The following is a 24253-nucleotide window of genomic DNA, read 5'->3' on the forward strand; positions in this document are numbered from 1 at the left end:
GATGTCTACAGATATTACCTATGATGGCGTTGAACAGTTGCCAATGCGCAAGTTCACTGAAGACGCTTATCTAAACTATTCAATGTACGTAATTATGGACCGAGCTTTGCCATATATTGGTGACGGCTTAAAACCGGTTCAACGTCGTATCATTTATGCAATGTCAGAGCTTGGTCTTTCGGCATCAGCAAAATATAAAAAATCAGCACGTACCGTTGGTGACGTGTTGGGTAAGTATCACCCACACGGTGATTCTGCCTGTTATGAAGCCATGGTGTTGATGGCACAGCCGTTCTCTTACCGTTACCCATTGGTCGATGGTCAAGGTAACTGGGGTGCGCCAGACGATCCTAAATCATTCGCTGCGATGCGTTATACCGAAGCAAAACTGTCGAAGTTTGCGGAAGTATTGCTTGGTGAACTTGGTCAAGGAACGGTCGATTGGCAGCCAAACTTTGATGGCACAATGAAAGAGCCACAAATGTTGCCAGCACGTTTGCCGCACATTTTGCTTAATGGCATCACTGGTATCGCGGTTGGTATGGCTACCGACATTCCGCCACATAACGTACGCGAAGTAGCGGAAGCAGCGATTCACATGCTCGACAACCCGAAAGCGGAATTGTCAGATGTGATGCAGTTTGTTAAAGGTCCTGATTACCCGACAGAAGCTGAGATTACGTCACCACAGGCGGAAATTGAGAAGATCTACCGTACTGGTCGTGGCAGCATCAAAATGCGCGCTGTGTGGCACAAAGAAGGCAGTGATCTAGTGATTACTGCTTTACCGCACCAAGTGTCAGGAGCGAAATTGCTTGAGCAGATTGCCAACCAAATGCGAGCTAAGAAGCTACCAATGGTTGATGATCTTCGTGATGAATCGGATCACGAAAATCCGACGCGTATCGTTATTGTGCCGCGTTCGAACCGCATTGATTGCGATCAGTTGATGAACCACCTGTTTGCTTCAACGGATCTTGAAAAAAGCTTCCGCGTTAACTTGAATATGATCGGTTTGAATAATCGACCACAAGTTAAAGGTTTGGTACAGATACTGTCAGAGTGGATAGAGTTCCGTCGTTCAACGGTTACTCGCCGTCTACAATATCGTTTGGATAAAGTGCTTGCTCGCTTGCACATCTTAGAAGGCTTACTTGTTGCTTACCTTAACTTAGATGAAGTGATTGAGATTATCCGTACTGAAGATGATCCGAAAGCAGTACTGATCGCTCGCTTTGGTATTACCGATATTCAAGCCGATGCAATCTTAGATACAAAACTTCGTCACCTTGCGAAATTGGAAGAAATGAAAATTCGCGGTGAGCAAGATGAGTTGGAAAAAGAGCGTGAGAAGCTAGAAAAACTCCTTGGCTCTGAGCGTCGTCTCAATACTTTGATGAAGAAAGAGATCCAAGCTGACGCAGAAAAGTATGGCGATGATCGTCGTTCACCACTGATTGAGCGTGCAGAAGCAAAAGCACTCACTGAGCGTGATTTAGTGCCGAGTGAGCCAATCACAGTGGTGCTATCTGAGAAAGGTTGGATTCGCCATGCCAAAGGGCATGACGTTGACGCCGAAAGCTTAAGCTACAAATCGGGTGATAATTACCTCGCTCATGCGCGTGGTAAGAGTAACCAACAAGCGGTATTTTTAGGTAGTGATGGTCGAAGCTACTCGCTGGAATCACACTCACTTCCGTCTGCACGTAGCCAAGGTGAACCAATTACCGGGCGCTTAAACGTTGCACCTGGCACCTCAGTTCGCCAAGTGGTGATGGGTGAAGATGATCAGCTATGGCTCATCGGTTCTGATGCCGGTTATGGGTTTGTGTGTAAAGGCAGCGAACTGTTGTCGAAGAACCGCAGTGGTAAAGCTCTGGTTTCTCTTCCTCAAAACTCAGAGGTGATCACGCCGCAAACGATCCGAGATTTGGACAGTGACGAGATTCTCGCTATTACCAACCAAGGGCGTATGTTGTTGTTCCCTATTAAGGAACTACCGCAACTGGGTAAAGGTAAAGGTAATAAGATCATCAACATTCCTGCGGCGAAAGCCAAAGAGCGTGAAGAAATTGTCTCTCATCTTATGTCGATACCGCAACATTGTTCGGTAACGTTATACGCAGGTAAGCGTAAGCTGGGCTTGAAACCGTCGGATTTAGAGAACTTCCGCGGTGAGCGTGGGCGTCGAGGTGCCTTGCTACCAAGAGGTCTTCAGCGAGTGACTCGGATTGAGATCGACTCAAATGATGAGCCAAGTGATGACGCTAGTGAATCATTAGACTAAAAAAAACCCAGCCACGTGGCTGGGATTTTTTTATCAATAACAGATTGATGCAACCAAGGAGGTATCTATGTTACTCGCGAGTATCTTCAGCAATGGTTACTGGTAGGTTTAACTCTTCACCTTTACGAAGCACCAGAACATCCACTTTAGTGCCCGGACGCAGTTCCGTCACAATCTCCATCACACTGTGTCGACCATTAATTTTCTGCCCGTCAATCTTCAAAATGATATCTTGAACTTGGAACCCAGCCTCTGCAGCAGGACCATTTGGATCTACACCTAGAACGACAATACCACCTAGATGCTCATTGCCTAATAACCTAGCAGTAACCGAGGTAATATCTTGTCCATCAACGCCAATGTAGCCGCGAATAACTCGTCCATCAGCAATGATTTTTTCCATGATCAGATCGGCAAGTGAGTAAGGAATCGCAAAAGAGATACCATAGGTTTCAAGATCAGTGGCTTGCTGGAAAGAAGCGGTATTGATACCGACTAATTCACCTTGAGTATTGACCAATGCACCGCCAGAGTTGCCTTCGTTGATGGCGGCATCCGTTTGGATGAAAGCCTGTCGACCATCAGCACTAATTGAAGAGCGACCAGTGGCAGAAATGATACCAAATGTAGTGGTTTGTCCGAGGTTATAAGGGTTGCCTATCGCGAGTACCACATCACCAACTTTGGCTTTGTAATCTTGGTTGAGTGGGATGACGGGCAAGTTAGACCCTTCAACACGTAAAATGGCGATATCAGTGCGACGATCTTTACCCACCAGTTGAGCCGCTGCGACACGACCATCTTGCAAGGCAACAATGATTTGGTCAGCCTGAGCAACGACGTGGTAGTTGGTAATAATGTAGCCTTTTTCGCTGACAATAACGCCGGAACCCAAGCCTTGGGTTAGCAGCTTAGAGCGATCTTCTTCGGTGTACTTACGACTGTATATGTTAACAACCGCAGGGGCGGCTTTACGAACGGCTTCGTTGAAAGAAAGCTGTAGAGAGGTTAAATCGCTAATCGGTTTAGTAATGTTTTCTGGAAGTAGGTTTGTGCGCAGTGACGGAACTGCTAGTAATAGCAGTGCTGCAGTCGCCAGACCGAGCCCAACTGAGCGCAAAATAAAATTGAGCATATCTTCCTCAAACAATTCACAGATAGAATAAAATCAGAAGGATAGCATTATATAAAAAGGACAGCGAACATCTCCGCTGTCCTTTTTAATCCATATCGCGTTTTGGTTAATTAACGGACAACTAGGTAGAGGGTACGTTCGCCGCGCTGGATGTTAAGCGCAAGAACACCCGAGTAATTTTCGACAACGGCTCTAAACTCCGCAAGATTTTTCACTCGCTGACGATTTACACCAATAATGATGTCACCTTTCTGCAGTTGGTAGCCTTCGGCAGCCGAGCCTTTTTCGACAGAAGAGACTCTAACACCCTGGACTTTTTCGTTGGCGTTAGTATTGGTGAGTTCCGCACCCGCTAAGCCATCATGGAGTTTATCTGCGGTGGTCTTCACATTGGTTTGTTCACCCAGTATGACATCGAAACTTTTTTCTTTGCCATCACGCAGCACACCTAACTCGATCTCTTTACCGGCGCCAAGCGTACCGATTTTTGCGCGTAACTCATGGAAAGAGCTGATGGACTTACCATTCACCGAAACGATAATATCTCCCGCTTCTAACCCGGCTTTTTCAGCGGCACTGTCAGGCATCACTTGGCTAACAAATGCGCCTTTACTGGATTCATAGCCGAGTGCTTCCGCGAGTTCTGAAGTCACTTCACCACCTTGGACGCCGAGCATACCGCGTTTTACTTCACCAAATTCGAGGATCTGTTCCGTTAGGTTCTTCATCATATTGGCGGGGATGGCGAAGCCGATCCCAACGTTGCCACCATTTGGTCCTAAAATAGCCGTATTGATACCAATCAACTCACCGTTTAAGTTGACCAACGCACCGCCGGAGTTACCGCTGTTGATCGCTGCATCAGTTTGAATGAAGTTTTCAAAGTTTTCGATGTTTAAACCGCTACGACCGAGCGCCGATACAATACCAGAAGTGACGGTTTGCCCAAGTCCGAACGGATTGCCTATCGCGACGGTGAAATCACCCACGCGCAATTTATCGGAATCAGCTAAGACGATTTGAGTTAGGTTTTTTGCTTCTTCGAGTTTCAGCAGTGCAATGTCTGACATTTCATCACCGCCAATTAACTCTGCGTCATATTCACGCCCGTCATGCAGTTTGACGCGAATTTTTTCTGCGCCCTTAATGACATGATAGTTGGTCACAATGTGTCCCTTATCGGCGTCGACAACAACACCAGAACCAAGCCCTCTAAAAGGACGCTCTTGAAGTTGCTCGGCTGGGAAGTCTGGACCAAAGAAAAAACGAAACTGCTCAGGGATACGCTGGCGTGAAACTTGGGTGCCTTCCACATCAATACTGACGACCGCTGGAGTCACCTTTTCTAACATAGGTGCAAGGCTAGGTAATTGTTCTCCACCCACGGATACTGGCATGGCTGCAAGTACTGGCAGAGGCGTGATGATAGAACTTAAGCTTAAAGATAGGGCGGTTAAGGCAAGCAAAGGTTTTTTCATCGAATAACTCCTATAAAGTGAAAAACGCTATGAGCGGCATACGCTACAGGTAGGCTCGCTCATCACTGTCCTACTATTGATATGAAAAATAGTAGGACAGCAGTTACTTATGGGAGATATGACTCGAAAAAAAAGACTTAGTTCACAACAAAGATGTTTTATTCGTTTACGACGCTTTTTTCTCCGAAACGTCGCCAGGAGAATCAAGGTACTCTTTTTTCTCTTCTCGCAGTAGACCAGTCGCACCTGACGCGTAATCCTTTGGTGCATCTTCTAAAGAATCATCAGCGTGTTGCGCGGTGTTGTGCTCTGCGACCTTTTGTGCGAATGGATTGTCTTGCTCAGGCATGTTTGGTAGCAGCTCAGAAGAGGTCTTAGCCATATGTTGATAAAGCTTGGTGTATTCTTTACCCAGTGAATCGAGCATTTCTGCACTCTGCGCAAAGTGATCCGTTAGTTCTTGTTTTTGCTGCTCAAGTTGGAACTTAGCGGTTTCTAAGTCTTTGTAGATGTTTTTTTGTTTTTTGTAATTAGGTGCTGTAAGGCGAGAAATAATGAATCCAATCACTGCGCCAGCAAGCAGACCTACAAGGGCATAAATCCAAGGCATAATTGCTCCTTATTATTTTGTTTTTACATGTTGTTTACCAAGTGGTTACACATGCTCTAATGACATGGTACTATGAGAAATTAAACCAATAAAGAAAAATGCGTGTGACCCTATCCAGCGAAACTGCGCAAAAACTATTATAGAGCAGAGTGATTGGATATCTAGGCACAGTGGTCAATGAAAGGTCTAGTTATGACACCATTACAAAAATACCGAGCGGATATTGAGCTGCATGACTTTCAGCAAGATGATGCTCAGCTACAAGCCGTCGAAGCCCTCGATACCCTCTATCATCAATATATTGATTACCTACAAACCCCCATCGATGTACAACCTAGGTGGAAGAGTTGGTTTGGCAAAAAAGAAGTACAGCCTCAAGCACCTAAAGGTCTCTATTTTTGGGGCGGAGTTGGGCGTGGCAAAACATATTTAATGGATACTTTTTTTGATGCACTTCCAACTAATAAGAAAATGCGCGTTCACTTTCATCGTTTTATGCTGCGAGTTCATGATGAGCTAAATGCGATGGGGGATGAAAGCGATCCGTTGGATATCGTCGCTGATAAATTTAAGCAAGAAGCAGAGATTATCTGCTTTGATGAATTTTTTGTCTCGGATATTACCGATGCGATGATTTTGGGGACTTTATTCCAAGCGCTGTTTCAACGAGGCGTCATTCTTGTCGCAACGTCAAACATTCCGCCGCATGATCTTTACCGTAATGGTCTACAGCGAGCACGTTTCTTACCAGCAATTAAATTAATAGAAGAGAATTGCTTGGTGATGAATGTCGATAGCGGCATTGATTATCGATTACGAACGTTAGAGCAAGCCGAGATTTACCATTATCCACTAGACCAAGCTGCCCAAGACAACATGCAGCGCTATTACCAACAACTGGTTGGAGAAGGCAAAGCGCTGCATACGCAAATTGAAATAAACCATCGTCAATTAAAGGTGGAAAAAGCATCTGATGGCGTTCTGCACGCAACGTTTGAGCAACTGTGTCAAACTGCACGCAGCCAAAATGACTATATAGAGCTTTCACGTATCTATCATACCGTTTTGCTTTCTGAGGTTATCCAAATGGATAGAACAATAGACGATGCAGCGCGTCGTTTTATTGCCTTAGTGGATGAGTTCTATGAGCGGAATGTAAAGTTGATTATCTCATCGGAAGTGGCTCTTGAGGCACTTTATACTAATGGTCAGCTTGAGTTTGAGTTTAAACGTTGTATATCGCGCTTAACTGAGATGCAAAGTCATGACTATTTAGCCCTTGAGCATTTGGCGTAGAAGGGAATTAATCAATCAATAGATTTAAAAAGTGGGATTTTAATTAAAAAAAAGAGATGATTTTTTCAGCTCACTTCTCTATAATCCTGCGACCCACCGTTACTGCAGACCTAATATCGAAGCGATTCGAAATTATGGTCGAGAGTGCCAACCGCTCGAAGGGGTGATGACTGGGCTCTTAGACAGTGTGGGAGTACAATGGGTACTCCTGTAAAGTTTAATCTTAATTTAACGGGTTATTATTAGCATGAAAACTTTCGTTGCTAAACCAGAAACTGTAAAACGCGACTGGTATGTTGTAGACGCTGAAGGTAAAACTCTTGGCCGTCTAGCAAGTGAAATTGCATCTCGCCTACGTGGCAAACACAAAGCTGAATACACTCCTCACGTTGACACTGGTGATTACATCATCGTTATCAACGCTGAGAAAGTTACTGTAACTGGTAACAAGGCTAAAGGTAAAGTGTATTACCGTCACTCTGAGTTCCCTGGTGGTCTTAAATCAATCACTTTTGAAAAGTTGATCGATCGTAAACCAGAGATGGTTCTTGAACTTGCTGTTAAAGGTATGTTGCCACGTGGTCCTCTAGGCCGTGCTATGTACCGTAAGCTTAAAGTTTACGCTGGTGCTGAGCACAACCATGTTGCTCAACAACCACAAGTACTAGACATCTAATCGGGGATTTCGAAATGGCAGAGAATCAATACTACGGCACTGGCCGTCGCAAAAGCTCAGCTGCACGTGTTTTTATCAAACCGGGTACTGGCAACATCGTAATCAACAAGCGTAGCCTTGATGAATACTTCGGTCGTCCAACTTCTCGCATGGTTGTTAAACAGCCTCTTGAGCTAGTTGAACTAACTGAGAAACTAGACCTATACGTTACTGTTAAAGGTGGCGGTATTTCTGGTCAAGCTGGTGCGATCCGTCACGGTATCACACGCGCTCTGATGGAATACGATGAGTCTTTCCGTCCTGCTCTACGTGCAGCTGGTTACGTTACTCGTGACGCTCGTTGCGTTGAACGTAAGAAAGTTGGTCTACGTAAAGCACGTCGTAAACCACAGTTCTCTAAGCGTTAATCTTTTTTCAAAGATTTCGCTTCCAGTTATACTGGACGTGGTTTCAAAAGCCTGGCTTATGCCAGGCTTTTTGTTTTTCTGCGCATAATAATTCTCTTTATCTCTCTTAACTTCAAAATACTCTTTTTATCAATGTTCTGCTTTTGTGACGACTTTAGCGTTTGTATCCATAAATGTTACAAATAAGTAGCTTTACCTTGTTAAAAAGTAAGGTTTTAATTATCATTTGCCATCAAATAAATACAACAAAACTCAATTTGTTAGCCATGCTCTTTGGTAGGGAATAACAACAATCCATAGGGAGCAAATGGGAGAATGTTTGGATGAGCAATGCGCCTTTAAATAACGGTCGTAGACGCTTCTTAACTGCAACAACAGCTGTTGTTGGTGGTTTAGGAGCTGCAGCGGTTGCCGTGCCTTTTATAAAATCTTGGAACCCAAGTGAGAAAGCAAAAGCAGCAGGAGCCCCAGTTGAAGTTGATATCAGCAAGCTGGAAGAAGGGCAAATGGTGCGAGTGGAGTGGCGAGGCAAACCTGTATGGGTTGTCCGTCGCGCACAAACCGTCGTTGATACATTAAAAGAACTTGATGGACAACTTCGTGACCCTGAGTCTGGAGCGGAACAGCAACCTGTATACGCACAGAATGCCTACCGTTCGATTAAACCTGAGTACTTTGTTGCCGTTGGTATCTGTACTCACCTTGGCTGTTCACCAACTTATTTGCCTGACAGTTTTAATGAACAGGTTCAAGGTGTTAAATCTGGGTTCTTCTGCCCGTGCCACGGCTCTAAATTCGACATGGCTGGACGCGTTTTTCAAGGTGTTCCAGCGCCACTAAACTTGGTTGTGCCTAAGCATATGTACTTAAGTGACGCCAAGATCATGATCGGTGTTGATGAAGAAGGGGAGGCATAATGCAAGCTCTACTTGATTGGGTAGAAAAACGCTTACCTGCAATGAATGCGTACAAGAAGCATCTTTCTGAGTATCCGATGCCAAAGAACTTCAACTTTTGGTATTTGTTCGGCTCGCTTGCAATGTTGGTGCTGGTTAACCAAATACTTACCGGTATTTGGCTGACGATGAACTACGTGCCTTCTGGAGAAGGTGCGTTTGCCTCTGTTGAATACATCATGCGTGATGTGGAGTATGGTTGGTTGTTGCGTTATATGCACTCAACTGGTGCTTCTGCATTTTTCGTGGTGATTTATCTGCATATGTTCCGTGGATTAATCTACGGTTCTTATCAAAAGCCGCGTGAACTACTGTGGCTATTTGGGATGCTGATCTTCCTCGTGTTGATGGCTGAAGCATTCATGGGTTACCTATTACCTTGGGGGCAAATGTCTTACTGGGGTGCTCAGGTAATCATTTCACTATTTGGTGCGATTCCGGTTATTGGTGATGACTTAACACTATGGATTCGTGGTGATTACGTTATTTCTGGCGCAACGCTAAACCGCTTCTTTGCTCTACACGTTATTGCGCTACCAATTGTGTTACTACTGCTTATCGTGCTGCACGTATTGGCGCTGCATGAAGTGGGTTCAAATAACCCTGATGGTATTGAAACCAAACTGCCTAAAGGTAGCATGGGTGACGATTACCAAACGCAATTTAAGTTCCATGACTACTATACGAAGAAGTATGACGTTATTGATTCTATCCCGTTCCACCCATACGGTACGGTGAAAGACTTGGTTGGTGTCGCAGGCTTCTTATTCTTATTCTGTTACGTACTGTTCTTTAACCCAGAGATGGGCGGCTATTTCCTTGAGCCACCAAACTTTGAAGCGGCAAACCCACTTAAAACACCAGAGCACATTGCGCCTGTTTGGTACTTCACGCCATTCTATGCAATTTTGCGTGCTGTTCCTGACAAGTTGCTTGGTGTTATTGCTATGGGTGCGTCGATTGCGGTGCTTTTCGTTCTGCCATGGCTAGACCGTTGTAAAGTTCGTTCTTACCGCTACCGTAGTAAGTTCCACTTATTTAATATCATTCAATTCACCATCTGCTTTGTTGCGTTAGGTATTCTGGGTGCGCTTCCAGCGACATCTCTATATACGCTATTAGCGCAAATCTTTAGCTTAGGTTACTTCATGTTCTTCGTATTGCTGTTCTTCTACAGCAAGAATGAGGCGACGAAACCATTACCAGAGAGGGTGACATTCAAATGAAAAAGTGGATTTTAGTTTTATTTGCAATGTTGCCATCTTTGGCGATGGCAGCAGGAGCAAACGTACCTTTAGATAAAGCCAATAATGATTTAACCGATCAGGCATCACTGCAAAATGGTGCTAAGTTATTCATGAACTACTGTTTCGGTTGTCACTCTGCTCAATACCAACGTTATGAGCGTGTTGCGCGTGACATTGGTATCCCAGTGGAGCTGATGAAAGAGAGCTTAATCTTTGACCCAAGCGCGAAAGTGGGTGATTTGATGGAAAACGCTATTCCTGATCAATCCGCTGCAAAATGGTTTGGTGGTCCGGCTCCTGACTTAACATTGGTCGCACGTGTTCGTGGTACCGATTGGCTATACACGTATTTACGTTCTTTCTATGAAGATCCAGCAAGACCGTTTGGCGTAAACAATGTTGTGTTCCCAAGTGTGGGTATGCCGCATGTTCTTGAAGAGTTGCAGGGTATTCCTACGGCTGTTTTTGAAACCCAAATAGTGGATGGCAACGAGAAACAAGTGGTTGTTGCCACGGAGACTAACGGTTCAGGTGAACTAAACTCGGAAGAATATGACCAAGCAGTGCGTGATTTGGTTAATTTCCTTGAGTATTCTGGTGACCCTGTGAAGCTAGAACGCCACAGCTTAGGTTGGTGGGTGATGGGCTTCTTGGTCATCCTTACTATCGTGGTTGTGCTGCTTAAGAAAGAGTATTGGCGTGATGTGCATTAATTGTGCTATCATGGCGTGCTAAAAACCATATTCAACTGTTTACAATGGAGGCTTAGCCTCCATTGTTTTTTATTTCTGTAAGTATGCTGGAGGGCTCCATGGCTGTAGCTGCCAATAAACGTTCCGTAATGACTCTGTTTTCAAGTGCATCTGATATGTATAGCCATCAGGTACGAATCGTGCTCGCTGAAAAGGGCGTAAGCGTTGAGGTTGAGCTAGTTGATGAAGCAAACTTGCCTGCGGAATTGATTGAGTTAAACCCGTACAAAACTGTTCCAACGCTAGTTGACCGTGAGCTTGCTCTATATGATTCAAAAATCATCATGGAGTACCTAGACGAGCGATTCCCTCATCCACCTCTAATGCCTGTTTACCCAGTTGCTCGTGGTAACAGTCGTCTAATGATCTACCGTATTGAAAAGAACTGGTACTCACTAGCAGAGAAAGTGGTTAACGGTACAGCTGAAGAGTCAGATGCTGCACGTAACAAACTACGTAACGATTTACTTACTCTTGGTCCTGTTTTTGCTGAGTTTGAATACTTTATGAGCGAAGAGTTCAGCCTAATTGACTGCTACCTAGCTCCGCTACTATGGCGTTTACCGCAACTTGGTATCGAACTAGTAGGTCCAGGTTCTAAAGAGCTTAAAATTTACATGAACCGTGTATTCGAGCGTGATTCATTCTTAGCTTCTTTGACAGAAGCTGAACGCGAAATGCGTTTAATGCGCTAATGGATATATCAAACATGACACCACGCCGACCATATTTGCTGCGCGCATTTTATGAGTGGCTGGTGGATAATGATTTGACGCCTCACCTGGTTGTTGCTGCAACATTACCAGGTGTACGAGTACCACAAGAATTTGTTCAAGACGGACAAATCATTCTTAATGTGGCTCCTCGTGCGGTTGGTAATCTACAACTGGGCGATGACGAAGTTACTTTTAGTGCTCGTTTTAGTGGTCGACCTCATACTGTTATTGTTCCTCTATATGCTGTTCAAGCAATCTATGCCCGTGAAAATGGTGCTGGTACTATGTTTGATGAAGAAGAGGCATACATGGGCTCTTTTGATGAGTCTGATGAGGGCTTTATTGAAGAAGTTGAGGAAAGTGCTGGTTTATCTTTGGCGGAAGAGACTGTTGAAGAGTCATCCTTTCCTGATGATGAGCCACCAAGACCTAAAGGGCGTCCAAGCCTTCGCGTAGTTAAATAACGATATGTGATTTGCTAAACGAGATTAAAAAAAGCAGCGTGAAAACGCTGCTTTTTTGTTGCCGGTGATTTATGGATTAATCGCCGTATTGAAATGCTTTGATAACTTGCTTCACGCCTGAAATATTACGTGTGATTTCTGCGGCTTGGTCAGCATGCTGGCGAGATACGTAGCCAAGCAAAAACACCTCACCATCTTCGGTAATGACTTTGATTTTGATAGCGCTAAGATCATCGTCGGTAACTAAAGCTGATTTAACCTTAGTGGTAATCCAGCTGTCATGGCTGATCTCACCGAGAGATAGTGGTTGCTTGATGCGCACTTGGTTATGAATTTGTGTGACTCCGGAAACCTGACGAGCTTGCTGCTCGAACTCATTCAGCAATTGTTCGGTACTGGATTGCCCCATTAACACCACAATTCCCTTGTAAGAGCTTGCTGTGATGCGTACATGACCTTTATAAGGTGCTTTGTTTGTTAGACCGGCAACTTCAAATTCGATGTTACTGTCATTCCAAATCTCTTTGGTTGTGCGTGTATCAGTGACGATATTGACAGTGGTTGCTGCACCAGCGACGAACAAGCCTGCACATCCGGTAGTAGAAAGCAGAATAAGGCTAACAAATAGGGCTTTAACAAATTTCATTGGGTTACTCTTCGTGTGCTGGGAATAGAACCTGATCTATCAAATCACATAAGCAGTGTAACGTCACCATGTGTACTTCGTGAATTCTTGCCGTTCTGTGAGATGGAATACGAATTTCGACATCATGCTCACCCAGTAGTCCAGCCATTTCACCACCGTCTTTACCGGTTAAGGCAATAATAGTCATATCGCGAGTAACGGCAGCCTCCATCGCTTTAATGATGTTTTTGCTGTTACCACTGGTTGAAATGGCCAATAAAATATCACCAGGCTGACCAAAGGCACGTACTTGCTTGGAAAAAATTTGCTCGTAGTGGTAGTCATTTGCGACCGCTGTCAGGGTGGTATTATCCGAGGTCAGCGCCATCGCTGGTAGGCTTGGGCGTTCTGTTTCGAAACGGTTAAGCAAGCAGGAAACATACTGCTGCGCATTGGATGAGGAGCCACCGTTACCACAACATAGGATTTTATTACCGTTGAGTAAGCTAGAAACCATCGCTTGCGCTGCGTGTGTTATCGCATCAGGTAACGCTTCTGCAGCAGCGATTTGGATTTGAATGCTTTCAGTGAAGCTCTCTTTAATGCTTTCGAGCATCAGTTATCCTTGTGTAATAGCGTTTTTTATCCATTCGACTTGTTCGCCATTTTGGTGAATAGCAATAACGTCGAAACGAATATCAGTTGAGTGAATAGACAAGCCTTGCTTTAGTAGCCAGATATTGGCTGCTTTTACTATACGTTTTTGTTTGCTAAAAGTAATCGTTTCGGCAGCGTGTCCATATTGTTTATTCTGTCGGTAGCGCACTTCGACAAAGATGATCGACTCTTTGTCACGCATGATGAGATCGATCTCGCCACCTTTGGTGCGAAAGTTTCGCCCAATTAGTTTGAGTCCGCAAGCAGCAAGATATTTTTCTGCTTGGGACTCAAAAAAAAGCCCTTTACTGAGTTTGCTCAGCAGTGCCATGTTCAGCCCAGCTGATCTCTCGTTGTACAACACAATGATCATCAATGCTGAGTACACCCGTATTACCAGATACTGTCGCACCATGAATTACTTTCATTTGTGGCAGTTGCTCCATGAGTAGATAAGCGTCCATCCCAAGTGCTTGCAGGCGTTTTTCTGCATTTGAGCCTTTTGGCCACATCTGTGTCATTTGCGCTTCAATCGCAGAGTTTGGTTGAATCAGCAGTGGGATATCACTGTACATCACACCGGTAAGGTCTTCGTATTGCTGACGACCACTATTGCTGCGCGAATTTGAGAACAATTTCGGTGGGTTGGTATCCGGGTTAATTGCCACCTCAATAAACGGCTTGATCAGTGTGAGTTCACTGCTGCCAGCGACAATATAGACCGCATCAACATCACGTCGGCTACGCGGTTGGCTCTCTAATGGAATACCAAGTAGCGATTCCATCTGCGCGATGTGCTGCTGGCTATCTTGCAGACCAAATGCAGAGTTGATATTGCGTTGCAGCTGACGTTTATCCGTAAACAGATTTACTGCCACTTTATTACTGCTGTATTTTTTCCATTCTTGTTCAAAGGCTTCTGCTACGCGCTGACCTAACTTGCCTTGTGGGGCAAGAATCAATGGATAGCGGTAGCCTTCTTTGAATAAGTGTTTCGCTGCTTGGGCAACCTCTTGCTCTGGAGAAAGAGCGAGGTAACAGATATTAGTGCCTGGTTGAATCTCATCAGGAATATTCAGCGCTAGCATCGGCAAAGGACTGCCCGTATAAGTTTGCGCTTGTTGCAAATTGACGATGTTATTTTTGATTAATGGACCAACAACAAAGTCGATATTCTTTTCAATAAATGTCTGTTGCAAACCTGCAGGATCGGTGATGTTGGTATCGATAACCGTCAAGGTCGCGTTAGGATCGCGCTCTTTATCGTTCATCATCTGCAAGATAAAGCCATCGCGGATCAATTGTGCCTGCTTGGCAAACTTGCCAGATAAAGGCAGCAATAGTGCGGTATTCACCGGTTTAGTGATCTCAAGCGCTAAGATATCTTGGATCGATTGTGGAGTGTAAAGCGCCGCAGGGTGAGACGGGTTTTCCGTCAGCCACTGCTCTAAAGTGTTTTTTAGTTGCGGAATGTTGTTGGCTAATGTGGCTTGGTAGATAGCTAACTGTAACCAACCATCAAACTCAGCTTCGTTGGCTGTGGTGGTAAATTGAGTGATTTCCGCTTCAGGGTATTGAGATAAGTTTTCCCAAATAGCCTGAGCAAGAAAAGCTTGCTGAGATTTATCTTCAAACTCAGATAGCTGAGATAACTCGCGTGCAGCAGCAAAGTAGTTTTGCTGTTTTGCAAAAATATCAGCACGTAACTGGTGGTAGTCTTTCCACTGTTCGTTGGCTAAACGCCAAGTAGGGCGAAAGTTCAGTAATTCGCTAGCTTGGTCAAATTGCTGATTATTATACAGTAGGCTTGCACGGGCTAATTGCCACTCTGCCTGTTGTATGTCAGTCAGTGGTTGACGAGAAAGGCGAGTAATTAGTCGTTCCGCCTGATTCATGTCATTTGCTTCAACGGCGGCTTTTAACGCCATGATCAACCAATCACTTTGTAGGCTGCCTTCACTGCTGTCTGCTCGCATTAGGTAATTGGTCACAGACTGAGTCGGATCGAGCGTGATATCGACAGATTTTGACGTCGATGAGGTAGATGAACACGCTGCTAAAACGACCGCGAGGGCTACAGGAGTCAGTAAGCGTGGTACACTTAGTCGCTTGTGGTTATTTATGGCCATGAGTTCTTCGTTAAATTCCGTATAAGATTATGTCTATATTAATCGTTGAAGTGATGCTAAACAAATGACAGATAACAAAACCTTACCTGCACAGATCCCAACTCTCTTTATTGTTCCAACACCAATTGGCAATTTAGGTGATATTACCCTGCGTGCCATTGACGTTCTAAAAAGTGTCGATCTCATTGCTGCGGAAGATACTCGTCATACTGGTAAGCTTTTAGCTCACTTTAATATTTCGACCAAAACCTTTCCATTGCATGATCATAATGAGCAGCAAAAAGCCCAGTTTTTGGTTGAAAAATTATTGTCAGGTCAATCTATTGCATTGGTATCAGATGCTGGTACTCCACTGATTAGTGATCCAGGATACCATCTCGTTTCACAATGTCGTCAAGCTGGAGTCAAAGTTGTTCCGTTACCTGGTGCTTGTGCCGTCATTACTGCTCTAAGTGCAGCAGGTCTGCCGTCGGACCGTTTTAGCTTTGAAGGCTTTTTACCACCAAAGAGCAAGGCAAGAAAAGATAAGTTGTTAGAAATTGCCAAAGTAGAGCGTACTTGTATCTTTTATGAGTCACCTCATCGTATTTTAGACTCTTTAGACGATATGCTCGACATTCTTGGTCCTGAGCGTGAAGTGGTACTTGCCCGCGAATTAACCAAGACATTTGAAACTTTTCAAGGGTTACCGTTAGGTGAATTGGTTGAGTGGGTTAAGTCTGATGATAACCAACAGCGTGGTGAAATGGTATTGCTGGTTCATGGTCATCGTGAAGTTGCAGACGATTCATTACCTGATGAAGCCACGCGTTCTTTAGCAATCATGAGCAAAGAACTACCATTGAAAAAAGCGGCAGCTCTAACCGCAGAAATTTATAACTTGAAGAAAAATGCACTTTATAAGTGGGGCTTAGAGAACTTAGATTAATCTAAGTTGTTGGTAAATTGAGCGGTTGAATATCAATTACAGCAGATTGTGTGATCTTCCTAGACACTGTTGGGAGAACTCTATACAATCCGCTCCGGAGCTGACTGGGTAGTCGCTGCTTTGTTGATGTCCTTAGGGAGACTGACAAAGGGGAGGAAAGTCCGGGCTCCATAGAGCAGGGTGCCAGGTAACGCCTGGGGGGCGCAAGCCTACGACAAGTGCAGCAGAGAGAAGACCGCCGATGGCCCGCAAGGGATCAGGTAAGGGTGAAAGGGTGCGGTAAGAGCGCACCGGACGACTGGCAACAGTTCGTTGCAAGGTAAACTCCACCCGGAGCAAGACCAAATAGGCCTCCACATTGCGTTGCTCGCGTAAGGAGGCGGGTAGGTTGCTCGAGCCAGTGAGCGATTGCTGGCCTAGACGAATGGCTACCGCCGCGCAAGCGGAACAGAACCCGGCTTATGTGTCGGCTCTCATCCTTTTGGATTCACAAGGCCTCGCATTTATGTGAGGCCTTTGTGATCCTGAAGCAAAAAAACTAGCGCCGTTTTGCTGCTTCATCTAGTGTCTCAATGACCATTGTTGGAGATTAGCTAAAGCGAACATTTACCCATACAGGCGAGGTATGGTAACCTCCTTCGCACTTGAACGGTGGTGGTTTGTTCATACTGATAGAAGAAATGCTCGAGTCTTACTGTTGGGCGTTTTTTCTGAATGTTGTCAATAAACGGGCTGAATATTGGTTTATTGTGCAGCAACACCTTTTCGAGACCCATTGTGACGCTTTCGTTATAATGGGTTTTTTGCTTTATATTGACGAAAATTATTTCGTAAGCAATAAACTTAGCGCAATATCACGTGATGCCGCCTTTTGTAAGGTGGCGCTACGTGGTGAAATAAGTACACTGAGAGTGAGCGCGTATCCATACGCTAGCTAGATGAGATAACTATGACAGAAGCTTTTAAACACATATCTGTATTACTAAATGAATCAATCGATGGATTGGCGATCAAACCTGATGGTACCTACATCGATGGCACATTTGGTCGCGGCGGTCACAGCCGTACAATCTTATCTAAGCTGGGTGAGAATGGTCGCCTTTTTAGTATTGACCGCGATCCTCAAGCCATTGAAGAAGCAAAGAAAATTAATGACCCTCGCTTTACTATTGTCCATGGTCCGTTTTCAGGTATTGCGACATATGCTGAACAGCACGGTTTAGTTGGTCAAGTTGATGGCGTTCTATTCGACCTAGGTGTTTCTTCACCGCAACTTGATGATGCAGAGCGCGGCTTTAGCTTTATGAAAGATGGTCCGCTCGATATGCGTATGGATCCAACTTCAGGCATCTCTGTGTCGCAATGGTTAATGGAAGCGGATTTGGATGACATCACTTGGGTTATTCGTGAGTTTGGTGAAGACAAACACGCTCGCCGTATCGCCAAAGCCATTGTTGCTTACCGTGAAAACGAAGAAAATGAACCATTGACCCGCACAGGTCAACTAGCAAAATTGATCTCTGATGCGGCGCCAAAAAGCTTCAAAGAGAAAAAGCATCCAGCCACACGTTCATTTCAAGCGTTTCGTATTTATATCAACAGCGAATTGGAAGAGATTGATACGGCATTAAAAGGTGCTGCAAGCATTCTCGCTCCTGAAGGTCGTTTATCAGTGATCAGTTTCCATTCGTTGGAAGATCGCATGGTGAAGCGTTTTATTCGCAAAGAAAGCAAAGGTCCTGAAGTGCCACATGGTATTCCTTTGACTGAAGCGCAAATCAAAGCGATGGGCAGTGCCAACCTAAAAGCGATCGGTAAAGCCATTAAGCCAAGCCAAGACGAAGTGGAAGTGAACACGCGCTCTCGTAGCTCAGTGTTGCGCATTGCAGAAAAACTATAGTCAATGATGAACAAAACCACACCCAACCTTGCAAAATTGATTGGACTCGACTTGATTACCATAGGACGCGTTCCTTTGGGGATGTTGCTGCTGATTTTTGCCAGTGCAATGGCTGTGGTTTTTACTACCCACCTTACTCGTTCAGCTATCACAGACAAAGATCAAGCCTTAGTGGAACGGGAACGTCTTGATGATGAGTGGCGCAACCTACTGTTGGAAGAAACGGCGCTGGCTGAGCATAGCCGAGTACAAGCGGTGGCAAAACAAGAGTTAGAAATGAAGCGCCCTGATTCTGATAAAGAAGTGGTGATTGATTTACCATGAGTTCTGAAAAAAAAGTCAAACCAGTAGCCAAACCCGCAACTACCGAGCCGCCGCAATTGATTCGTTGGCGCTTTTATCTCGTCATTTTCTTCGTTTTTCTTATTTTTGCCGCGTTAGTAGCGAGAATTGGTTATATCCAAATTGTTGAGCCAGACAACCTGATCAAGCAAGGTGATATGCGCTCTATTCGTGCTAAAACCCTCTATTCAGCGCGCGGTATTATCTCTGATCGTAGTGGTGAGCCACTGGCGGTGAGTGTACCAGTGGAAGCTGTCTGGGCTGATCCCGTCACCATTTTCAAAAAAGAAGGTTTAGGTGATGTCGATCGTTGGCATGCGCTAGCAGACGTTCTGGGCTTAGATCGTCAACAGATGCTAGACAAAATTAATAACAATAAGTCTCGTCGCTTTATTTACTTGCAGCGTCAGGTTAGCCCTGCGATGGCGAATTACATTCGCGAGCTGAAATTGGCGGGTGTTGGTCTTAAGCCTGAATCACGTCGTTACTATCCGGCCGGAGAGGTTAGTGCGCACTTAGTGGGTGTGACGGGTATTGATGGTCATGGTTTAGAAGGGGTTGAAAGAAGCTACGATAAATGGCTTACCGGCGAAGCAGGTAAACGCATTATACGTAAAGATCGCTACGGAAAAGTGGTTGAAAATATCGCCCTAGAAGAGCGAGAAGAGGGCAAACCGTTAACGCTCACCATTGACCAGCGAGTTCAATCTATTGCTTACCGCGCGATAAAACAAGCCGTTGCCGACTACCGTGCAACGTCAGGTTCTGCCGTGGTGCTAGATGTAAAAACGGGGGCGGTATTGGCAATGGTGAATGCGCCATCTTATAACCCCAACAATCGTGACGATCTACAATCAGCGAAAATGCGTAACCGCGTCATTACCGATGCATTTGAACCAGGCTCAACCATTAAGCCTTTTGTGGTGCTTGCAGCCTTAGAAAATGGTGTGGCGGATGAGAATACGGTTATCGACACCGGTAATGGCATCATGCAAATTGGCGGCAGCCGTGTTCGAGATACCTCTAAGGTAGGTAAAGCGGATTTAACCACGATTTTGAAAAAATCGAGTAACATCGGTGTGACCAAATTGGCATTGCAGATGCCGCTGGAAGCCTTGCTTGGTATGTATAGTTCCGTTGGCTTTGGTCAACGTTCTGGCTTGAACTTAGTCGGGGAGACCGAAGGTATTTTCCCTAATCGCCGCCGCTGGTCACAGTTTGAAATTGCGACGCTTTCATTCGGTTATGGCTTAACGATTACCCCATTACAATTGGCGCATGCGTATGCCACCTTGGGTAACTATGGTGAGTATCAGCCAGTTCATATTATTGAAAACAATCAACAGGATTTCTCTCGTCAGGTGATTGACGAGAAATACGCCCGCATGGTGCTGGCAATGCTCGAAACAGTAACCCAGCCAGGCGGTACTGCGACAAAAGCAGCCGTTCCAGGTTATCGCGTTGCGGCAAAAACAGGGACATCACGAAAAGCGATTGCCGGTGGTTATGGCGATGAGTACTTTGCCTATACTGCTGGGGTGGCGCCAGCGAGCGACCCTCGAGTGGCTTTGGTGGTGATTGTCAATGAGCCGCAAGGTGACAACTACTACGGTGGTTCTGTAGCGGGTCCTGTATTTGCAGAGATCATGAAAGGAACATTGCAAATTCTGAACATTGCTCCTGATGAAAACAAATTTAAGTAGAAATAGAGTGAGATCGTTTAAATGTCGTTAAGCCTCACAATGAAAGAATTACTCGCGCCTTGGCTAGATGTAAGCCAAGCTTTTGCTGAAATTGCAGTTCAACAGTTAGAACTCGATAGCAGAAAAGTGGTATCCGGAACCACATTTGTGGCGATAAAAGGGCACGCTATCGATGGTCGCCAATTTATTGATTCTGCGATCCACCAAGGTGCCAACGCGATTATTGCACAAGCATGCCAAGCGAAACCGCATGGGTTAGTAGAGCTGCAAGATGACGTCGCGATTTTTTACCTCACTGACTTAGGAGAACTCCTTTCTCAACTTGCGGGTCGACTTTACGCGCAACACAACAACCAGTTGATTGGTGTAACAGGGACCAACGGTAAAACCACGATCACTCAGTTGATTGCTCAATGGTTAGAGTTGGTCAATTACCGTGCGGCGGTGATGGGCACCACGGGTAACGGTTTTTTAAATGATCTTCTGCCAGCGGCAAATACCACGGGTAATGCGGTCGATGTACAACGCACCATTGCAGAGCTTGCCGAACAAGGCGCTCAATATACCGCCCTGGAGGTCTCTTCTCATGGGTTGGTACAAGGGCGAGTAAAAGCGCTTCCATTTGCAGCAGGCGTTTTTACGAACTTAAGCCGTGATCACCTTGATTACCATGGCACGATGGAAGAGTACGCTGAGGCAAAATTCACCCTGTTTACTCAACATGTTTGTCAGCGTGCGATTATAAACGTCGATGATACGGTTGGTGCGAAGTGGTTTACTAAGCTAGATAACGCCATTGCGGTTTCACTGCAAGAGCAAAACACCCCTCATTCGGTATGGGCAAAACAAGTTCGCTATTCAGAGCAAGGTATTGATATTGAATTTGATGGCATGTTTGGTACCGGTCAATTCCATGCTGCTTTGATCGGTGAGTTTAATGCTTCTAATGTGATGCTTGCCCTTACTACGCTTCTAGCGCTCGGATTCGATAAGCAGCTACTGCTTGAAACGGCACCGAAACTTGTCCCTGTATTAGGGCGGATGGAGTTGTTTGCCAATCATGGTAAAGCCAAAGTGGTTGTTGATTACGCTCACACGCCAGATGCATTAGAAAAAGCACTGCAAGCCTTACGCGTACATTGCCAAGGTCAACTATGGGTTATTTTTGGCTGTGGTGGTGACCGCGACAAGGGTAAGCGCCCTATGATGGCTGAAATTGGTGAGCGTTTGGCCGATCATGTGATTTTGTCGGATGACAACCCTCGCAGTGAAGATTCGGCTGAAATCGTCAAAGATATGTTGGCAGGCATGCACTCTGCGCAAAACGCAGTAGTAGAGCACGATCGCTTTAAAGCGCTGCAATACGCAATTGCGCATGCTGATGCTCAAGATATTATTTTATTGGCGGGCAAAGGGCATGAGGATTATCAAGTTCTTGCCAATGAAACCATTCATTATTCAGATCGTGAATCGGCTCAACAATTATTAGGATTAATGTGATGATTGCAGTGACATTAAGCCAGCTTGCAAATGTACTTGATGCTGAGCTGATTGGACAAGATTGCCAAATTACTCATGTTTCCACTGACACGCGAAATATTGAATCAGGTGCGCTATTTGTTGCCCTAGTCGGTGAGCGATTTGACGCGCACGATTTTGCTTATCAAGCGGTTGAGGCGGGCGCTTCTGCGTTACTCGTCTCCCGTGTGCTTGAACTCGATATTCCGCAGTTAGTGGTTGAAGAGAGTAAATTGGCGTTAGGTCAGTTAGGGGCTTACATCCATCAACAGTGTGCGACACCGACCGTTGCCATTACCGGTAGTTGCGGTAAAACGACGGTGAAAGAGATGGTTGCCAGTATCATGTCGCAACAAGGACAAGTGCTGTTTACCGCGGGTAATTTTAACAATGATATTGGTGTACCTTTAACTCTGCTGCGTTCAACCTTAAGTGATGATTATGCAGTGATTGAACTGGGTGCCAATCATATCGGTGAGATTGCTTACACTTCTGAGCTGGTGAAACCGGATGTCGCGCTAGTCAATAACGTTGCGGCAGCGCATCTAGAGGGTTTTGGTTCCATCGATGGTGTCAAACAAGCCAAAGGTGAGATTTACCAAGGTCTAAAACCCGCAGGCGTGGCGATTGTGAATTTGGAGAGCCATGGCGGTGAGCATTGGCAAGCCGCCCTTGCAGATAAACAGGTAAAGACGTTTTCTACACAAGATGCCAGTGCTGACTACTATGCCGATAACATTTCGGTGAATGAGTCGGGAGAAGCTAATTTTACACTGCATAGTCCGATTGGTAGTCAAAATATCCAGTTGGGGATCATCGGTCGACATAACGTTGCCAATGCATTAGCGGCGACGGCATTAGCGGTAGAACTGGGGGCAGATCTCACAATGATAGCCTCAGGTTTGGTTCACTTATCAAAAGTGAAAGGTCGAGTGGAAGTTGTCGAACTAAGCGATACTCTAAAGCTAATTGACGATAGCTATAATGCGAGTGTTCCTGCCATGAAGGCTGCAGCGGATCTGTTAGCTGGATTTAGCGGCACTCGCTGGCTTATTTTGGGCAATATGGCAGAGTTAGGTGATCAAAGTCTTGAACTTCATCGTCAAGTCGGGGAACATGCAGCCCCACTTAATTTCGAGCAAGTACTGACGTATGGCGCTGATGCGAAAGTGATCAGCGAAGTTTGTCAGGGTAAACACTTTGCCTCACATGACAGCATGATTGAATTTATTGTACAGCAGTTGCCTAATCATTCTGCTCCCCACACTCTGCTAGTAAAAGGCGCGAATAGCGCAGGTATGAGTAAAATTGCAACTGCGTTGAAGGAGATCTATTCATGATTATTTGGCTTGCAGAGCTGCTACAGCCATATTTCTCATTTTTCCGTCTGTTTGAATACCTGTCGTTTCGTGCGATCGTCAGCGTTTTAACTGCACTGGGTATTTCATTGTGGATGGGACCTCGAATGATCCGTCGTCTGCAAATGTTACAGATTGGTCAAGTGGTTCGTAACGAAGGTCCTGAATCTCATTTCAGTAAACGCGGTACCCCAACCATGGGTGGCGTGATGATCCTTGCGGCGATCATCATTACCGTTTTGTTATGGGCTGATTTGAGCAACCCTTATGTATGGGCGGTGATTTTTGTCCTCGGTGGATACGGCACCGTCGGTTTTGTCGATGATTATCGCAAAGTTGTACGTAAGAATACTGATGGCTTGATTGCGCGCTGGAAGTACTTCTGGCAGTCGGTCATTGCATTAGTGGTGGCATTTGCACTTTATGCTCACGGTCATGATACCAGTGCAACCCAGCTAGTGGTGCCTTTCTTCAAGGAAGTAATGCCTCAACTAGGCTTGATGTACATCGTACTGACTTACTTTGTTATTGTTGGTACCAGTAACGCGGTAAACCTAACGGATGGTCTTGATGGCTTAGCAATCATGCCAACTGTGCTGGTGGCGGCTGGTTTTGCTGCTATTGCATGGGCAACCGGCAACGTTCAATTTGCCAGTTACTTACATATTCCTCACGTACCTTATGCCTCTGAGCTTGTGGTGGTTTGCACCGCTATTGTTGGTGCCGGTCTTGGTTTCTTATGGTTTAACACCTACCCAGCTCAAGTCTTTATGGGCGATGTTGGTTCGTTAGCTTTAGGTGGCGCGCTAGGTACGATCGCAGTCTTGGTTCGTCAAGAATTTGTATTAGTGATTATGGGCGGTGTTTTTGTAATGGAAACCTTGTCGGTTATCTTGCAGGTAGGTTCATACAAGCTGCGTGGGCAACGTATTTTCCGCATGGCACCGATTCACCATCACTATGAGTTAAAAGGTTGGCCAGAACCTCGCGTTATTGTGCGTTTTTGGATCATCTCTATTGTTCTTGTTCTTATCGGTCTTGCGACGCTGAAAGTACGTTAAGGAAATAC

Annotated in this window: 23 protein-coding genes and 1 other RNA gene; 17 read left to right on the top strand and 7 right to left on the bottom strand. The window is 45.3% G+C overall.

Annotation, left to right across the window (positions count from 1 at the left end):
* The first annotated feature begins 1 nt into the window (after position 1).
* A complete protein-coding gene (gene parC / locus H2O73_RS07785; protein ID WP_182108281.1) occupies positions 2–2287 on the top strand; it encodes a DNA topoisomerase IV subunit A in 2286 nt (761 codons plus the stop codon).
* A 70-nt stretch (positions 2288–2357) separates the two neighbouring features.
* On the opposite strand, the gene degS is transcribed toward parC, so the two are convergent.
* The 3 genes from degS to zapG all read right to left on the bottom strand — a co-directional run bounded on the left by degS (position 2358) and on the right by zapG (position 5510).
* Positions 2358–3422 carry an outer membrane-stress sensor serine endopeptidase DegS gene (gene degS, locus H2O73_RS07790; protein ID WP_182108282.1) on the bottom strand — a complete coding sequence of 355 codons (1065 nt, stop codon included), beginning with the start codon at positions 3420–3422 and terminating at the stop codon, positions 2358–2360.
* Between the two features lie 110 nt (positions 3423–3532).
* Complete coding sequence (locus H2O73_RS07795) at positions 3533–4900, bottom strand: DegQ family serine endoprotease (RefSeq protein WP_182108283.1); 1368 nt, start codon at positions 4898–4900, stop codon at positions 3533–3535.
* A 166-nt stretch (positions 4901–5066) separates the two neighbouring features.
* Complete coding sequence (zapG, locus tag H2O73_RS07800) at positions 5067–5510, bottom strand: Z-ring associated protein ZapG (protein WP_182108284.1); 444 nt, start codon at positions 5508–5510, stop codon at positions 5067–5069.
* A 192-nt stretch (positions 5511–5702) separates the two neighbouring features.
* Between zapG and zapE the strand changes: the two genes are divergently transcribed.
* From zapE to sspB, 8 genes are all read left to right on the top strand, one after another.
* Entirely contained in the window at positions 5703–6806 is a 1104-nt protein-coding gene (gene zapE, locus H2O73_RS07805; protein ID WP_182108395.1) for a cell division protein ZapE, read from the top strand.
* Between the two features lie 247 nt (positions 6807–7053).
* Complete coding sequence (gene rplM, locus H2O73_RS07810) at positions 7054–7482, top strand: 50S ribosomal protein L13 (RefSeq protein ID WP_182108285.1); 429 nt, start codon at positions 7054–7056, stop codon at positions 7480–7482.
* Between the two features lie 14 nt (positions 7483–7496).
* A complete protein-coding gene (rpsI, locus tag H2O73_RS07815) occupies positions 7497–7889 on the top strand; it encodes a 30S ribosomal protein S9 (protein WP_005594049.1) in 393 nt (130 codons plus the stop codon).
* A 323-nt stretch (positions 7890–8212) separates the two neighbouring features.
* Positions 8213–8806, top strand: a complete 594-nt coding sequence (petA, locus tag H2O73_RS07820; RefSeq protein WP_182108286.1) for a ubiquinol-cytochrome c reductase iron-sulfur subunit — start codon at positions 8213–8215, stop codon at positions 8804–8806.
* Positions 8806–10071 carry a cytochrome b gene (locus tag H2O73_RS07825; RefSeq protein WP_182108287.1) on the top strand — a complete coding sequence of 422 codons (1266 nt, stop codon included), beginning with the start codon at positions 8806–8808 and terminating at the stop codon, positions 10069–10071. The genes petA and H2O73_RS07825 overlap by 1 nt, the downstream gene beginning before the upstream one ends.
* The gene (locus H2O73_RS07830; protein WP_182108288.1) at positions 10068–10805 is read left to right on the top strand and encodes a cytochrome c1; all 738 of its coding nucleotides are present in this window, start codon (positions 10068–10070) and stop codon (positions 10803–10805) included. The genes H2O73_RS07825 and H2O73_RS07830 overlap by 4 nt, the downstream gene beginning before the upstream one ends.
* Positions 10806–10903: 98 nt before the next feature.
* The gene (gene sspA, locus H2O73_RS07835; RefSeq protein ID WP_182108289.1) at positions 10904–11539 is read left to right on the top strand and encodes a stringent starvation protein SspA; all 636 of its coding nucleotides are present in this window, start codon (positions 10904–10906) and stop codon (positions 11537–11539) included.
* A complete protein-coding gene (gene sspB / locus H2O73_RS07840) occupies positions 11539–12024 on the top strand; it encodes a ClpXP protease specificity-enhancing factor (RefSeq protein WP_182108290.1) in 486 nt (161 codons plus the stop codon). The genes sspA and sspB overlap by 1 nt, the downstream gene beginning before the upstream one ends.
* Positions 12025–12100: 76 nt before the next feature.
* Here the strand turns inward: sspB and H2O73_RS07845 are convergent, their stop codons facing one another.
* The 4 genes from H2O73_RS07845 to H2O73_RS07860 are packed head-to-tail and all read right to left on the bottom strand — an operon-like array spanning position 12101 to position 15435.
* Positions 12101–12670: a BON domain-containing protein gene (locus H2O73_RS07845; protein ID WP_182108291.1), complete on the bottom strand. Its 570-nt coding sequence runs from the start codon at positions 12668–12670 to the stop codon at positions 12101–12103.
* 4 nt (positions 12671–12674) lie between these two features.
* Positions 12675–13265 (bottom strand): phosphoheptose isomerase, encoded by a 591-nt coding sequence (locus tag H2O73_RS07850; protein WP_182108292.1) that lies wholly within the window; start codon positions 13263–13265, stop codon positions 12675–12677.
* 3 nt (positions 13266–13268) lie between these two features.
* A complete protein-coding gene (locus H2O73_RS07855) occupies positions 13269–13637 on the bottom strand; it encodes a YraN family protein (protein WP_182108293.1) in 369 nt (122 codons plus the stop codon).
* Entirely contained in the window at positions 13612–15435 is a 1824-nt protein-coding gene (locus H2O73_RS07860; protein WP_182108294.1) for a penicillin-binding protein activator, read from the bottom strand. Before H2O73_RS07860 ends, H2O73_RS07855 begins: the two co-directional genes overlap by 26 nt.
* Before the next feature lie 64 nt (positions 15436–15499).
* On the opposite strand from H2O73_RS07860, the gene rsmI reads away from it, so the two are divergent.
* The 8 genes from rsmI (at position 15500) to mraY (ending at position 24245) form a co-directional block, all read left to right on the top strand.
* Positions 15500–16363, top strand: coding sequence for a 16S rRNA (cytidine(1402)-2'-O)-methyltransferase (gene rsmI / locus H2O73_RS07865; RefSeq protein ID WP_182108295.1), 864 nt, complete (start codon positions 15500–15502; stop codon positions 16361–16363).
* A gap of 96 nt (positions 16364–16459) precedes the next feature.
* Positions 16460–16841: RNase P RNA component class A (gene rnpB, locus H2O73_RS07870), an RNA gene on the top strand.
* A 471-nt stretch (positions 16842–17312) separates the two neighbouring features.
* Entirely contained in the window at positions 17313–18263 is a 951-nt protein-coding gene (gene rsmH, locus H2O73_RS07875) for a 16S rRNA (cytosine(1402)-N(4))-methyltransferase RsmH (RefSeq protein ID WP_182108296.1), read from the top strand.
* Between the two features lie 6 nt (positions 18264–18269).
* Positions 18270–18587: a cell division protein FtsL gene (gene ftsL, locus H2O73_RS07880; RefSeq protein ID WP_438696044.1), complete on the top strand. Its 318-nt coding sequence runs from the start codon at positions 18270–18272 to the stop codon at positions 18585–18587.
* Positions 18584–20308 (top strand): penicillin-binding transpeptidase domain-containing protein, encoded by a 1725-nt coding sequence (locus H2O73_RS07885; RefSeq protein WP_182108298.1) that lies wholly within the window; start codon positions 18584–18586, stop codon positions 20306–20308. Before ftsL ends, H2O73_RS07885 begins: the two co-directional genes overlap by 4 nt.
* A 21-nt stretch (positions 20309–20329) precedes the next feature.
* Positions 20330–21808, top strand: a complete 1479-nt coding sequence (gene murE, locus H2O73_RS07890; protein WP_182108299.1) for a UDP-N-acetylmuramoyl-L-alanyl-D-glutamate--2,6-diaminopimelate ligase — start codon at positions 20330–20332, stop codon at positions 21806–21808.
* Positions 21808–23166 (top strand): UDP-N-acetylmuramoyl-tripeptide--D-alanyl-D-alanine ligase, encoded by a 1359-nt coding sequence (gene murF / locus H2O73_RS07895; protein ID WP_182108300.1) that lies wholly within the window; start codon positions 21808–21810, stop codon positions 23164–23166. Before murE ends, murF begins: the two co-directional genes overlap by 1 nt.
* A complete protein-coding gene (gene mraY / locus H2O73_RS07900) occupies positions 23163–24245 on the top strand; it encodes a phospho-N-acetylmuramoyl-pentapeptide-transferase (protein WP_182108301.1) in 1083 nt (360 codons plus the stop codon). The genes murF and mraY overlap by 4 nt, the downstream gene beginning before the upstream one ends.
* Positions 24246–24253 lie beyond the last annotated feature (8 nt).

Origin of the sequence: Vibrio marinisediminis (genome assembly GCF_014050145.1) — a bacterium.
Taxonomy (GTDB): domain Bacteria; phylum Pseudomonadota; class Gammaproteobacteria; order Enterobacterales; family Vibrionaceae; genus Vibrio; species Vibrio marinisediminis.

Coding starts and splice junctions, on each gene's coding strand:
- parC (WP_182108281.1), top strand. CDS start 2: ATGTCTACAGATATTACCTATGATGGCGTTGAACAGTTGCCAATGCGC.
- degS (WP_182108282.1), bottom strand. CDS start 3,422: ATGCTCAATTTTATTTTGCGCTCAGTTGGGCTCGGTCTGGCGACTGCA.
- H2O73_RS07795 (WP_182108283.1), bottom strand. CDS start 4,900: ATGAAAAAACCTTTGCTTGCCTTAACCGCCCTATCTTTAAGCTTAAGT.
- zapG (WP_182108284.1), bottom strand. CDS start 5,510: ATGCCTTGGATTTATGCCCTTGTAGGTCTGCTTGCTGGCGCAGTGATT.
- zapE (WP_182108395.1), top strand. CDS start 5,703: ATGACACCATTACAAAAATACCGAGCGGATATTGAGCTGCATGACTTT.
- rplM (WP_182108285.1), top strand. CDS start 7,054: ATGAAAACTTTCGTTGCTAAACCAGAAACTGTAAAACGCGACTGGTAT.
- rpsI (WP_005594049.1), top strand. CDS start 7,497: ATGGCAGAGAATCAATACTACGGCACTGGCCGTCGCAAAAGCTCAGCT.
- petA (WP_182108286.1), top strand. CDS start 8,213: ATGAGCAATGCGCCTTTAAATAACGGTCGTAGACGCTTCTTAACTGCA.
- H2O73_RS07825 (WP_182108287.1), top strand. CDS start 8,806: ATGCAAGCTCTACTTGATTGGGTAGAAAAACGCTTACCTGCAATGAAT.
- H2O73_RS07830 (WP_182108288.1), top strand. CDS start 10,068: ATGAAAAAGTGGATTTTAGTTTTATTTGCAATGTTGCCATCTTTGGCG.
- sspA (WP_182108289.1), top strand. CDS start 10,904: ATGGCTGTAGCTGCCAATAAACGTTCCGTAATGACTCTGTTTTCAAGT.
- sspB (WP_182108290.1), top strand. CDS start 11,539: ATGGATATATCAAACATGACACCACGCCGACCATATTTGCTGCGCGCA.
- H2O73_RS07845 (WP_182108291.1), bottom strand. CDS start 12,670: ATGAAATTTGTTAAAGCCCTATTTGTTAGCCTTATTCTGCTTTCTACT.
- H2O73_RS07850 (WP_182108292.1), bottom strand. CDS start 13,265: ATGCTCGAAAGCATTAAAGAGAGCTTCACTGAAAGCATTCAAATCCAA.
- H2O73_RS07855 (WP_182108293.1), bottom strand. CDS start 13,637: ATGGCACTGCTGAGCAAACTCAGTAAAGGGCTTTTTTTTGAGTCCCAA.
- H2O73_RS07860 (WP_182108294.1), bottom strand. CDS start 15,435: ATGGCCATAAATAACCACAAGCGACTAAGTGTACCACGCTTACTGACT.
- rsmI (WP_182108295.1), top strand. CDS start 15,500: ATGACAGATAACAAAACCTTACCTGCACAGATCCCAACTCTCTTTATT.
- rsmH (WP_182108296.1), top strand. CDS start 17,313: ATGACAGAAGCTTTTAAACACATATCTGTATTACTAAATGAATCAATC.
- ftsL (WP_438696044.1), top strand. CDS start 18,270: ATGAACAAAACCACACCCAACCTTGCAAAATTGATTGGACTCGACTTG.
- H2O73_RS07885 (WP_182108298.1), top strand. CDS start 18,584: ATGAGTTCTGAAAAAAAAGTCAAACCAGTAGCCAAACCCGCAACTACC.
- murE (WP_182108299.1), top strand. CDS start 20,330: ATGTCGTTAAGCCTCACAATGAAAGAATTACTCGCGCCTTGGCTAGAT.
- murF (WP_182108300.1), top strand. CDS start 21,808: ATGATTGCAGTGACATTAAGCCAGCTTGCAAATGTACTTGATGCTGAG.
- mraY (WP_182108301.1), top strand. CDS start 23,163: ATGATTATTTGGCTTGCAGAGCTGCTACAGCCATATTTCTCATTTTTC.